This window comes from Mycobacterium sp. (genome assembly GCF_040509115.1).
In the GTDB taxonomy this organism is placed as follows: Bacteria; Actinomycetota; Actinomycetes; order Mycobacteriales; family Mycobacteriaceae; genus Mycobacterium.
Map to the genome: position 1 here is coordinate 1 of NZ_JBEVLO010000439.1, position 11,074 is coordinate 11,074.

The following is an 11,074-nucleotide window of genomic DNA, read 5'->3' on the forward strand; positions in this document are numbered from 1 at the left end:
GGTGCGCACTGCGTTCGATCAGATCGCCAGCGCCGCAATGGACCTGCTCCTCGGTGAAGGCAACGGGTCGCCTTCCATCAGAAAGGCGCTACCGACGCTGATACCCCGGCAGTCGTCCGGCCGGCGCCAGTGAACCTGGGGCGCGCCGAGCCGAAGGCATCGTGGGGCGATGTCCGGTCGTGTGCAGGTCGCCGACGGTGGTCTCGGGTCGGACCGCCCGTCGGTGGCACAGGCTGACCCACCGGTTGTGCATGATCCGCATAGCCACGCCTCGACGTTGGTCCCGTCATCGCATGATTGAAAGCCTTTGTGCGCCAGCAAAATCGTATCTTGCAGAAGCTCTTCGGGAAGCCAGAGTCGGGGCGTCAACCGGCGAACGTGTGGGGCGCCGTCCGCGCCCACCCGGGATCGCCGGTCGCCGCGTACCGGACCCAGGCCCCGTGCAATTCGTCCGCCAACGATTGCGGCGGTGCCTGCGGGCCGAGCAGGCCGTCAGGCCCACCCAGCGTGGGTTCGTGCAGACAGTCGAAGACGAACGGCAGTTCGACGGTGTGCGCGGCACCCAACCGACCGCCGAGAGCCTCTGAGCGCCAGATGAAGCGGTACTCGTGCAGTTCCGCCGCGGACTGTGACCTGTGTGCGTCGATGAGACGTCGCGTACCCGCACCGAACAGAGCATCGCCGAGCAGGGCGGACCGGATCTCGCCCCATGTCCAATTGGGTTGACGGGTGCGCAGTTCGGCGACCGTAGCGTCGGGGTTGACGTGAGTTCGGCCGGCCAGTTCGCGTACGTCACTCTCGGAGGAGCTATCCAGTTCACGGCGCGGTGCCAGATAGAGGTTGCCCTCCTCGGCATTGGTGCCGATGAGGATGGGGATCTGTGCCCCGATTCCGGATGCGATGGCATCGGCGGGCTGTTGCTCCAACACCACGCTGAAGGGGCTGAGCCCGACGAGCGGGTCGAAGCGGCGGGATGTTCGCAACTCGACGCCGGAGAGCTGGGCGCCGAGGTCGACCAGCTCCCCATCGGATAGTGCCCCGAGTGCGGCGGGGTCTGCCGCGGCGCCGAGGAGGACCCCAACGCGATGGGTTACCCGCCCCGCCTGTTCGTGGTCGAATGCTCCGGTTCCATTGCCGCTCTGCATGATTGCCCGCCGTACTAGCGTTCCTATGTCGGGGGTGGCGAGGAGCGCGGCAACCAGGGTGGCCCCGGCCGACTGCGCGAACAGGGTTACGTTGTCGGGGTCGCCGCCGAAGGCTTCGATGTTGGTCTGCACCCACTGCAGCGCGGACCGCACGTCGAGCAATCCGCGGTTGGGTGGTGCCCCAGGCAAGTCGAGAAAGCCGATGACACCCAGCCGGTAGGTCACCGTCACCAGCACCACACCGTCGCGGGCGAAGGCGGCCCCGTCATAAAGCGGTGACCGGGTGCTGCCGGAGATGAATCCACCGCCGTGCACGAAGACCATCACCGGTCGTCGGGTGCCGGCCCTCGGCGCCCACACGTTGACGCGGAGATAGTCCGGATCGCCCATCTGTATGGTTCCGAAGTACGGGGCCATGTTCAATGCGCCAAATCCGGTGCGGGCCTGCTGCGGTGAGGCCGGCCCGGGTCGTCTGGCGTCGCGGATTTCGGTCCAGTCCGCATGCGGCTTGGGCTCGGCGAACCGATTGGCGCCTGTCGGCGGGGCGGCGTACGGAATGCCGAGGAACACCGTCCCCGCGGCTGTTTTCGATCCCTGAACGCGACCGGATGCGGTGGTGACGACCAGTTCAGCCACGGGTCACCCGCGCGAAGTCAGCCCACTGCGTGACCGCGAACCCGTCACCGTGATGGCGAATCTCGGCTGCGCCGTGGCCGCCGAGATGGGCCGGGAACACCAGTGTGTTGGTGTCCGCGGCATTCCCGAGGACCCGACGGCGGGTGGCCCTGGCCTCGGTCGGGTCCTCGCAAAAGCAACTGTTGACGTCCGGCTCGCTCAATTGCAGCGCGGTGTGCAGCAGGTCGCCCACGAAAACTGCTCGGTCGCTGCCGGATTTGAGGGTGAGCACTGATGACCCCGGTGTGTGACCGGGGGCGGGGTCCAGTCGCAGGTTGTCGTCGATGTGTTGGTGTGTGTCCCACAAGTCCACCAGCCCGGCCTGGTACACCGGCGCAACGCTGTCCTCGAAGACGATGCGGCTGGCGTCACCCAGCCGGGAGGAGTGTCCGTTGGCGGGATTCCAGAACTCGAAATCGGCAAGAGGCATTACGTATCTGGCGTTGGGAAAGGTCGGAACCCACTGCCCGTCGTCCAGGACGGTGTTCCACCCGACGTGGTCGTTGTGCAGATGGGTGTTCACCACGACGTCGACCTCCTCGGGGCGGACCCCCGCTCGCGCCAAATTGCCAAGAAAGTCGGTTTCGAGGCCGTCCCATACGGTGCCGGGACGTTGCTTGAGATTTCCGGCGCCGGTGTCCACGAGGACGGTCATGCCGTTGCTACGCAGCACCCATGTCTGGAGGGCCGACACACACATCCCCAGGCCAGGGTCGTAGAAATCGGGAACCAGCCAGTCCTGGTTCGACTCCCACGATTCGGGGCGGCTGTCTGGGAAGAAGCTCGCCGGCGACAGTTCGACCGATCCGAAGTACTCCATGACACGGGTGACCGAGACGTCACCCAATACGATTTCGTTCATGCGTCCCAGCGTCGGGCGCATCCGGCGCGGCAACCAGCCCCAGTCGTGCCTATCACTGAGAGGGTCAGGCAAGCACGGACACCGCGGCTCGTAGTGGGCGCATAGTGGAGGGATGACCTACACCAGTCTCGGGGAGTTCCTCCGAGCCCGGCGGGCTCAGGTGGATCCGCACGACGTCGGACTCACCATGGTCGGCGGACGACGCCGCGTCGCCGGACTGCGCCGCGAAGAACTCGCCCAGTTGGCCGGAGTCAGCGCGTCCTACTACACCCGCCTCGAGCAAGGGCAGTCCGTGAATGCCTCCGACACGGTCCTTGACGCGATCGGCAGGGCACTGCGCCTCGACGATCACGAGCTGCAGCACTTGCACACGCTCGCACACGCCCGGCCCCCACGGCCTAGCCGGGTACGCACCGAACGCATCGACCCGTTGACCCTGGACCTGCTGAATTCCCTGACCGATCTGCCCGCCCTGGTGGTGGGTCTTCGCCTCGACGTCCTGGCCTGGAATCCACTGGGACATGCCCTCTTGGCGGGTCACCTGGACCGCGAGGCGGTGAACCGGCCCGCGGAGCGACCCAATCTGGCGCGAATGCTGTTCCTGGACTGCCATACCCGCGAGTTGTACGTCGACTGGCAGCGCAAGGCACGCGCGGTCGTTGGCAATCTCCGCCTCGTCGCGGGCCGCCATCCCGACGACCCCGCCCTCGCGGCCCTGATCGGCGAACTGTCCATGAAGAGCGCGGAGTTCGTCACATTGTGGCGGGACCACCGGGTGAAGCCCTGCGAGGCGGACTCCTATCGACTTCAGCACCCGACGGTGGGTCCGGTGACCGTGACGCAACACAATCTCGTGGTCGCGCGATCCACGGAGCAGTCCGTATGCATCATGACCACCACGACCGGGTCCCCTTCGGCGGACACCCTCGGCCTGCTGGCAGGAACGGTTCGTGAGCGCTCCAGCTCCCAACCCGTGCCGGCAGACGGATGAGGAGCTGCTGACCCCTGCGACAGTGGGTCGTCCCAGAGCCGCTACCGCGTGGTCGTCCCGGCGACTTGGTCGGGGTAGATCATCGACGCTGGCGGCTTGCTGGTACGCCGAGCCAGGGGGTAGTAAATCGCGGCCGTGACGACCAAACCCACGATCCAGGAGATGTCGGCACCGCCGAGCATCCCGGTGATGGGTCCGGTGTACAGCGTCTGAGCGAGGAACGGAATCTGCGCCACGATGCCGATGACATAGCAGCCCAGGGCGGATGCGTTCCAGCGGCCGTACCGGCCGTCGGAGTCGTAGAGCGCCGGAATGTCCACCCGTTCGCGGGAGATCAGGTAGTAGTCGGTGAGGTTGATGGCGCTCCAAGGGGTGAAGACCATGAGCAGCGTGAGCACGAAGTTCTTGAAGTTGGTCAGGAAGTCGGTGCTGGCCCCGAGTGCGATCAGCACTGAGACGGCGGTGAATCCGACGATGTAGGCGGCGCGGGCAGCCGACGAGACGCGGGTCTGACCGTTGAACGCGGTCACCGTGGTGAGGATCGACATGAAACCCCCGTACGCATTCAAGCAGTTGACCGTCAACTTTCCGACCACGATCACGAGGTAGATCAGCGTCGCCACCAGTGCAGGACCAGCGAGACCGCCGACGAACCCGACCTGATCGTCCAGGAAGCCGTCCCCGGCGACGGCGGCTACCAGCGCGCCGAACGTCATCGACCACGAGGACCCGATGACGGTGCCAGCCAGCGTGGCCCAGAAGGTGGCGCGTCCGCTGGTAGCCCGTGGCAGATAGCGGGAATAGTCCGCGACATATGGCCCGTAGGTCAGCTGCCAACCCGCCCCGAGTGAAATGGCGAGTAGGAATGTGACGACGTCGAATGACTTCACCCCGACGACCGACGCGACGTCGTACTCCGCGAACAATCGGATCGCCAGGTAGGTGAAACCGATGATGCCGACGACGGAGGCGACCCTGCCGATGGTGTGAATCAGTCGGTACCCCGTGACCGCCACGACTGCGGTCAGTACGCCGAAGACGATGATGCCGACGGCGACGTCGTCCGAGCCCAGGATGTGTCCGATTGCCTGACCGGCGAGCACGGTGCCGGTTGCTGCAAAGCCCAGGTACATCAGGACGACGAGCAGAAGCGGCACGACGGCACCGTAGACTCCGAATTGCGCACGGCTGGATATCATTTGCGGCAGCCCGAGTCGCGGACCCTGGGCCGAGTGCAGCGCCATCACGATTCCGCCCAGCACGTTGCCGATGAGCAGTCCTACGATTGCCCAGATCGCATCCGCGCCGAACACGACGGCCAAGGCACCGTCGACGATGGCGGTGATCTGCATGTTGGCGCCGAACCACAGGGTGAATTGGTTGCGGGGCGTTCCATGGCGCTCACCGTCGGGGATGACTTCGATCGTGCGACGCTCGATCGCGAGAGCGGAATCCGTTGACGGGTGGGGTTTCATGGACGGTCCTCCTGCGAAGCTCGTGAGGTTCGAGACTCGTGCGTGCCAAGTCGTTTCCGTCTGCGTAGTCCCGCAATACGAGGTTGTCAACAGCAGTTCACAGCCAGTGCGAGCCGCCTCCGACGCCGCACTGGGGCCACCTCACTCCCCGGGGTACACGCTTGGCTCCTGCTCGAACGTGTCCTCGGTGAACCGCACGGTCTCGTGGCGCGCTCGGTTGACCACAGACCGGAAGACGTCCGGTCTCGTGTAGTGCCCGGTGGGATCGAAGTTCAGCCGCTCCGCGAAGACGCGGTCGAGATCCAAGTCTGCGACGATCACCCCCTCCTCCCCCACGACGGGAGGGATCAGCCATTTTCCGTCGGGTCCGGCGATGGCGCTGCCACCGTCGAACACCACGGTGTCGGATGCCTCACGGAGTTCCTCGGCCAGCGGGAAGTCGCTGGGTATCGACTCCGCGGTGATGAGTCCAGACGCGGCAATGCTGAAGACTCGGCCCTCTACGGCGATGAACCGAGTGATGTCGCCGGTGAGTGTGCTCGAGCCGGGCCAGGCGCCGACGTGCACGGTCTCTGCTTGTGCATACAGTGCGGTGCGCGCCTGGGGCATCCAGTTTTCCCAACAGTTCAAACTGCCCACGACGGCGTTGCCGACGGGGTGCGCAATCAGGCCGGCACCGTCTCCCTGTCCCCATACCAAGCGTTCGTCGTAGGTAGGCACCAACTTTCGGTGGTGTCCCACCAATCCGCGTCGCGGATCGACGGTCAGTAGCGTGCACCATGCCGTACCGCGGCCTACCGCGCCGCCACGTTCGGTGACCCCTACGATCATGGTTATTCCGAGGTCGGACGCAGCCGACTCCATTTCTCGTTGCTCTCGACCTCCGAGTTCGATGGCAGCGTCGAGATAGTAGGCGTAGCAGTCCTTTTGGTCTGGATGGTCGAACAGGGCGCCCTGGGTTCGGGAGGGCCAGAAGGGATACCCGGACAGGTAGGTTTCCGGGTACGCGATCAGCGTGGCTCCTTCGGCTGCCGCGACGTGCGCAGCGTCGATGATCCGGGTCAACCGGGCCGCGGGTTTGAGCCACGGCCCGCCCAGCTGAGCTACGGCCACCGTGATCGAGTTGGGTCGCGGTTCCGGCTCACGATGCTCTGCAATGACTTTTAGTGCCATCCGCTGTCGGCTTTCGCTCATGCGTCGAGTGTTCGGAGTCGGTCAGTAGACCTCGAAGTACTCTCGTTGTTCCCAGTCGGTGACGTAGGCGTTGAAGCGCGAGACTTCCTTCTGCTTGATGGTGGTGAGGTAGTTGACGAAGACATCACCGAGTTCGCGCCGCATGATGTCACTCTCGGTGAAGTGGCGGAGGGCCTCTTCCAGGGTGCTCGGTATCAGCGGGACGTCGGCGGTGTAGGCCTCGTCGGCCGAGGGGCCCGGATCGAGCTTGCGTGCGATGCCGTCGCGGCCACTGATCAACTGCGAGGCCAGGTAGAGATACGGATTGGCCGTGGGTTCGCCGATCCTGTTCTCCAAGTGCGTCGAGCCGTCACCGCGAGCCCCGGAGACGCGAATCATCGCACCGCGGTTCTCTTCCGCCCAGGCAATGCGGTCCGGGGCAAACGAATTGGCCATGTACCGCTTGTAGCCGTTGATGGTGGGCGTGGTGAGTACCGAGCTGGCCTTCGCGTGCTCGAGCAACCCGGCCATGTAATGCATGGCGGTATCGGAGAGCAGCTTGCCGTTCTCGCCGGGAAAGACATTCGTCGCACTGGCGTCGCCAAGTGACTGGTGCAAGTGCCACCCGCTGGACACGATGTTGGGGAACGCCGGACGCGACATGAAGGTGGCGTGATAGCCGTGGCGCCGGCAGATCTGCTTGACCGCGCTGCGAATGAGCAGCACGTTGTCGGCGGTCTGGGTACCGCTGAGTGGGTCGAAGGACATCTCCACCTGCCCTGGGCCCCATTCGTCCTCCACCGTGGCCAACGGCATTCCCAGCGCGACGATCTCGTCACGCAAGACGGACAGGATGGCGTCGGCCTCGTCACCGCGATTCTCCGTGAGGTACTGGTACCCGTGCGACAAGGCCGTCACCTGGGGCGGTGCCGGTGGCCATCCCGAATCGGCGAAGCTCAGCTTGGGATCCACCAGACGAGTTATGTAGAACTCGAGTTCAGCGCCGGTGGTGAAGTTGAATCCCTCCGACTCCAGCTTCGCCAGCTGCGTCTTCAGTACGCCGCGGGTATCGAACGGCACCCGTTCACCACTTCGGTAGTACATTTCCGATAGCACCCAGCCGGTCCGGTCCGCCCAGGGCAGTACGCGGAACGTCGTCGGGTCAGGAACCAGAACTCCGTCCGGGAGACCGGTAAGCCGGGCGTCACCAAAGCCGTGGGCCTCGAACGGCGGCACCGCCGGGTTGTTCGTCGTGTCGAAGATCAGGGTCGCCGTTTGGAAGTCCTTGCCCTCCTTCAGCGCCGACCGAAACGCGTCGACCTCGAGGGTCTTGCCCCGCAGGATGCCGTGCTGGTCACCCCAGCTGACGCGCACTTGGCGCAGGTCCAGTTCCTCGAGACGCGACAGCAACCGCGCCCCCGCCTCCTGCTGTTCTTGCGACCACAAGCCGTTCGCGGCGATGAATGCTGAGCCCATGTGACGCCCTCTCCAGATGATCGGGTGATCTGATATCACAACTCCTGATCACGGTCCGGTGTGCAGGTGATCAGATCACCTGAAATGTAGCAGCATCACCGCCACCCGGCACTCCGAATAGGAACACCTTCTCGACCCGGCCCACCCCCGGGCCCCGCTCAGCGCCTGACGAGCCGGTCGGTGGTGCCGACGAGGTGCGCCAGCATTCTGTCGGCGGCTTGGGTCGCCTCGTGCGTGCGAATGGCCTCGACGATGCCCCGATGGTCCGCGAGCGACTGCGCCGGCTGCCCGGGCCGGGTCAACGACGTCTCCGACGTCCGGTCGAGCGCGGGCGTCATTCCCTTGAGCAGGCGCAGCAGCAACGGATTGTGCGCCGCGGCGGCCACGCCGAGGTGAAAGCGCCGGTCACCGTCCAATCCCGCTAGTCCCGAGTCGATTTCACTGCTCATCTGCTTGAGCGCAGCGTTCAGTTCCCGCAGGTCCGCCTTCGTGGCGTGCACCGCAGCCAATCGCGCACACTGAGTTTCCAAGGCTTGCCGCGTCTCCCAGATGTACGGGTGATCGACGTGTGTCTCGACGAGTTCAGCCGCCAGCGACGCAATGATGTTCTCGGGCCGCTGCAGCAGATAGATGCCGTCCCCGTGTCGAACCTCGACGATGCCCTGAGCACGCAGGGCGGTGATCGCCTCGCGGATCGAGGACCGTCCGACCTGCAATTCGGACGCCAGATCGCGGACATTGGACAACTTGTCGCCGGGCTGCATTCCGCTGGTGTCGATGAATTCGCGGAGACGGTCCGCCACCTGTTCGTAGAGCGGCCGCCGATCTACCTGGCCCATCTGGCCCGCCATCACGTCCCCTTATCACCTGCTGACCTGGTCGTCAGACCTCAGTCTGACAGACGGCGCTCGGACCATCCGTCACCGTTCGCGTCGGAGACGAACACGTTGATCGAGGTCGCTGCCAACCGCCACCCCACCCATCGTCGCGGGAGCACGGATATCGAGCCGATGTGGCGCTCGACGGTGCGCGCTTCGCGCGACGGGGTTGCACGCCGCCGTTCGCGCGGCGCGCGCCCCGTTCTTCAGGCGTGCAACCGCTCGGCGAGCAATTCTTCGGAGCGTTCCCACAATCCGCGGGCGAGGTCGGCGTCACGTGCCTGTCGATTGGCGGGCGTGGCGGACCTCCCTCTGTAGTAGTAGGCGCCGGGCTGCCAATCGGTTCCTGGCGTCCCTTCGGCGAGCTGAATGATCTGAGCGGCACCCTGTTCCGGCGTCGACAGAAGCAGTCGCCGTGCGACCGGGTTGGACGCCAGGGCGCGTACGAGCCGGATGATCGGGTCAGTTGTTTGTGACCCGAAGTTCGTCGCGACGTTGCCGGGATAGAACGAGGCCGCGGACACTCCATCCTTTCGATGGCGGCGATCCAGTTCGATTGTGAACAGGATGTTTTCGAGTTTGGCGACCGCGTAGGCGTTGGCCGCGTCGAATCTTCGTTCGTGGTTGAGATCGTCGAGGTTGACCTTGCCTGCGAAGCGCACTGTGCTCGACGTTTGCAGCACCGACCCCCGCGACGCAATTAACGTATCGAGGAGCAGGCGTGTCAACAAGAACGGCGCGAGATAGTTGACTTGGAAGGTCTGCTCGAACCCGTCTTCTGTTGTGGTCCGCGTCCCGAAGACCCCTCCGGCGTTGTTGGCCAATACGTCGATCACGGGCAGGGAGCACTTCAACTCCGCTGCGAGGCGTTGCACGTCGTCAAGCCGGGCGAAGTCAGCGATGAAGTACTTGACGCCGAGTTCCGTTGCCACCGAACGCGTCTTGTCTGCACAGCGCCCCACGATGGCGACGATGTGTCCGTCGCGGCGCAATTGCCTTGCGGCGGCGGCGCCAATGCCATCGCTGCCGCCGGTGACCACCACTGTCTTCGGGCCTGTCATTGAAACCTCCATGGGATACCGTCTCGATTATGAGACACAGTACCATTTTAGGCGATGGGTATCATTGAGCGGTGAGCACGAAGAGTGGAGCGCGGGCACGGGCTCGTCAGGCGATGCGTACCGAGGTCGCCTCGGTCGTCGCCAATCTGATACTCGAACGCGGGTATGACGAAACGACCGTGGAGGACATCTGCGCGGCGGCTGAGATCTCGCGCAGCACGTTCTTTCGGTATTTCCCCTCCAAGGAAGACGCACTCTTCGCCGACACCGCCGATGCCGGCGACAAGCTACTCATCTCCCTTACCGCACGTCCGTCAGACGAGACGCCCTGGGCGGCAATGCGTCACGCGTTGGAACCCTTGATCGACCACTACACCGCCACCGACGACCGATCCCGACGTCTTGCCCGACTGATCGTCCACAATCCCGTCTTGGCGGCACGTCACCGAGAGAAGAGTGCCCGCTGGCACACAATGCTGCGCCCGGAAATGGCCCGGCGCCTGCACGCCGATCCAAACGACGACTCGGACCCTCGCGCCGATGCAGTCATCGCCGCCGCGCTGGGTTGCGTCGAGGCCGCACTCCTCGCCTGGACCACCACAGATCAACCGCACACGCTGTCAGCGCTACTGGACACGGCCATGAACGCGGTCCGCTGACACGGCACACGTTCTCGGGTGTCGCGGATGCCTTTTCGCTCCATTCCGGATAGCCGTCGCTCACACGATCGGGCCCAGGGGCACCGTGCACTACTCGGCACATCGCCGGCAACCGTCAACGACTGCGTACATCCGTCGGTCTGGGTCGCCTATCGACTGCTCGGTGCGCCTTTCAAGGACTGCATACTCGTTACGTACAGAAGCCTTTTGAGTTCGTCGCGATCGGCTGGCGCGAGTTCGTCCAACAGTCGCGCGTCGGCCACCAGCACGGCGGCTTCGGCACGCTTGAGCAGGGCAACCCCCTTGCGGGTCAACCGAGCAGGCAAGGATCTGCCCGACGAAGCGGCCTCGGGCCGCGCTATCAGCCCCATGTCCTGAAGACTTCGTATCACCAGGTTCATCGCCTGCGGAGTCACGCTGGCGCGACGTGCAAGTTCAGCGTTGGACTGATCGGGCCACATGGACAGATTCCGCATGCACACGAACTCAGCCAAACCGATTCCCAGGGGTCGCAACTCCGCATTGACCTGGGGGCGCAACGCGGCCATCACCTGATACAGCAGAAACCCAAGCGGTTGATCAGTAGCATCCGTCATATCAACCATCTTGACATACTTCGGCTACCCGACCGGTGTGAATGGCCGAAAGGGCATATTGCCCGACAGTCGGAGCAGCGGTG

Annotated in this window: 10 protein-coding genes; 2 read left to right on the top strand and 8 right to left on the bottom strand. The window is 64.7% G+C overall.

All coding sequences use genetic code 11. From position 1 onward, the window contains the following. Positions 1 to 365: 365 nt before the first annotated feature. Positions 366 to 1,781: a carboxylesterase/lipase family protein gene (locus ABW137_RS30295; RefSeq protein ID WP_526405676.1), complete on the bottom strand. Its 1,416-nt coding sequence runs from the start codon at positions 1,779 to 1,781 to the stop codon at positions 366 to 368. Beyond that, positions 1,774 to 2,682, bottom strand: coding sequence for an MBL fold metallo-hydrolase (locus ABW137_RS30300; RefSeq protein WP_526405678.1), 909 nt, complete (start codon positions 2,680 to 2,682; stop codon positions 1,774 to 1,776). The genes ABW137_RS30295 and ABW137_RS30300 overlap by 8 nt, the downstream gene beginning before the upstream one ends. Before the next feature lie 112 nt (positions 2,683 to 2,794). On the opposite strand from ABW137_RS30300, the gene ABW137_RS30305 reads away from it, so the two are divergent. Next, positions 2,795 to 3,673, top strand: coding sequence for a helix-turn-helix domain-containing protein (locus ABW137_RS30305; RefSeq protein ID WP_526405680.1), 879 nt, complete (start codon positions 2,795 to 2,797; stop codon positions 3,671 to 3,673). Positions 3,674 to 3,714: 41 nt separating this feature from the next. Here the strand turns inward: ABW137_RS30305 and ABW137_RS30310 are convergent, their stop codons facing one another. From ABW137_RS30310 to ABW137_RS30330, 5 genes are all read right to left on the bottom strand, one after another. Further along, on the bottom strand, positions 3,715 to 5,148 hold the full coding sequence (locus ABW137_RS30310) for a purine-cytosine permease family protein (protein WP_526405682.1): 1,434 nt from the start codon (positions 5,146 to 5,148) through the stop codon (positions 3,715 to 3,717). 141 nt (positions 5,149 to 5,289) lie between these two features. After that, the gene (locus ABW137_RS30315) at positions 5,290 to 6,342 is read right to left on the bottom strand and encodes a carbon-nitrogen hydrolase family protein (protein ID WP_526405684.1); all 1,053 of its coding nucleotides are present in this window, start codon (positions 6,340 to 6,342) and stop codon (positions 5,290 to 5,292) included. 21 nt (positions 6,343 to 6,363) lie between these two features. Continuing rightward, on the bottom strand, positions 6,364 to 7,797 hold the full coding sequence (locus ABW137_RS30320) for a glutamine synthetase family protein (RefSeq protein WP_526405686.1): 1,434 nt from the start codon (positions 7,795 to 7,797) through the stop codon (positions 6,364 to 6,366). 158 nt (positions 7,798 to 7,955) lie between these two features. Beyond that, positions 7,956 to 8,648 (bottom strand): FadR/GntR family transcriptional regulator, encoded by a 693-nt coding sequence (locus ABW137_RS30325; protein ID WP_526405688.1) that lies wholly within the window; start codon positions 8,646 to 8,648, stop codon positions 7,956 to 7,958. A 233-nt stretch (positions 8,649 to 8,881) separates the two neighbouring features. After that, positions 8,882 to 9,736 carry an SDR family NAD(P)-dependent oxidoreductase gene (locus ABW137_RS30330; protein WP_526405690.1) on the bottom strand — a complete coding sequence of 285 codons (855 nt, stop codon included), beginning with the start codon at positions 9,734 to 9,736 and terminating at the stop codon, positions 8,882 to 8,884. Between the two features lie 71 nt (positions 9,737 to 9,807). On the opposite strand from ABW137_RS30330, the gene ABW137_RS30335 reads away from it, so the two are divergent. Then, positions 9,808 to 10,395, top strand: a complete 588-nt coding sequence (locus ABW137_RS30335; RefSeq protein WP_526405692.1) for a TetR family transcriptional regulator — start codon at positions 9,808 to 9,810, stop codon at positions 10,393 to 10,395. 149 nt (positions 10,396 to 10,544) lie between these two features. On the opposite strand, the gene ABW137_RS30340 is transcribed toward ABW137_RS30335, so the two are convergent. Beyond that, entirely contained in the window at positions 10,545 to 10,991 is a 447-nt protein-coding gene (locus ABW137_RS30340; protein WP_526405694.1) for a MarR family winged helix-turn-helix transcriptional regulator, read from the bottom strand. Positions 10,992 to 11,074 lie beyond the last annotated feature (83 nt).

What these genes read in the sequence shown, in the direction of transcription:
- ABW137_RS30300 (WP_526405678.1), bottom strand. Translation starts at nt 2,682, where the DNA reads ATGAACGAAATCGTATTGGGTGACGTCTCGGTCACCCGTGTCATGGAG.
- ABW137_RS30305 (WP_526405680.1), top strand. Translation starts at nt 2,795, where the DNA reads ATGACCTACACCAGTCTCGGGGAGTTCCTCCGAGCCCGGCGGGCTCAG.
- ABW137_RS30310 (WP_526405682.1), bottom strand. Translation starts at nt 5,148, where the DNA reads ATGAAACCCCACCCGTCAACGGATTCCGCTCTCGCGATCGAGCGTCGC.
- ABW137_RS30315 (WP_526405684.1), bottom strand. Translation starts at nt 6,342, where the DNA reads ATGAGCGAAAGCCGACAGCGGATGGCACTAAAAGTCATTGCAGAGCAT.
- ABW137_RS30320 (WP_526405686.1), bottom strand. Translation starts at nt 7,797, where the DNA reads ATGGGCTCAGCATTCATCGCCGCGAACGGCTTGTGGTCGCAAGAACAG.
- ABW137_RS30325 (WP_526405688.1), bottom strand. Translation starts at nt 8,648, where the DNA reads ATGGCGGGCCAGATGGGCCAGGTAGATCGGCGGCCGCTCTACGAACAG.
- ABW137_RS30330 (WP_526405690.1), bottom strand. Translation starts at nt 9,736, where the DNA reads ATGACAGGCCCGAAGACAGTGGTGGTCACCGGCGGCAGCGATGGCATT.
- ABW137_RS30340 (WP_526405694.1), bottom strand. Translation starts at nt 10,991, where the DNA reads ATGACGGATGCTACTGATCAACCGCTTGGGTTTCTGCTGTATCAGGTG.